The organism is Paenibacillus sp. P4_E11, from assembly GCF_056401635.1.
Map to the genome: position 1 here is coordinate 1 of NZ_JBFUIX010000670.1, position 657 is coordinate 657.

Here is a 657-nt window from a genome sequence, read left to right on the forward strand (position 1 = left end):
CCCCATAAAAAGACATGCTGAAGTTATTACTGAAATACCTAAAGCTTTTATTCTCCGAATATGAAATAGTTTCATATCTGCTTCTCTCCTTGTTCTTAGGTTCAGCATCAATTTTTTAGAGCGGTGGCCAGTGCTGCCATCGCCTGCTGTCTAGCTTGCTCTTTTGACGACTGGTACTGCTTCTTCCAACCTTCTATGTCCACGATCTCTACTCCCGCTTTTGTATACTGCTGAGAAGCATCCGCCATAAGTTGATTAAATTGTTCGTCACATTGCTGTTCGGCTTTCGTGATCTGTGGCAAGAACGTGGTCTGGATCGTTTGTAAAATGTTTTGATCGTCGCTATTTTGTGCTTTCTTTAGGCTGTTGGCAACCTCCTGGGTCAGGCTATTTGCTTTCGCCGAACAACTATTCTGAAGTTCCTTCAGCTTTCCAGAATATTTACTTTGTAGTTCAGAGGCTTGTACAGATGAAGCATTCTTCTGCGGTGTTGTTGTTGCTACAGCAGTAGCAGGTGAAGGTTCACTTGGCTTAATCAGAGGTTGTGGTGTTGCAGGTGTAACAGATCCTTCGGATTGGTTTGGTTTGATGACAGGAGGTGTGGGAGCTGAGGACGGTTGTCCACTTGAAGAACCAGTTGATGTACTGACCGTCTTC

The 657-nt window shown here is 44.3% G+C and carries 1 protein-coding gene; it reads right to left on the reverse strand.

What is annotated here, in order from left to right; genetic code table 11:
* Window positions 1–107: 107 nt before the first annotated feature.
* Window positions 108–657: hypothetical protein (locus AC1DWB_RS36825; protein ID WP_477545980.1), on the reverse strand; the 550-nt coding region annotated here is incomplete at its 5' end.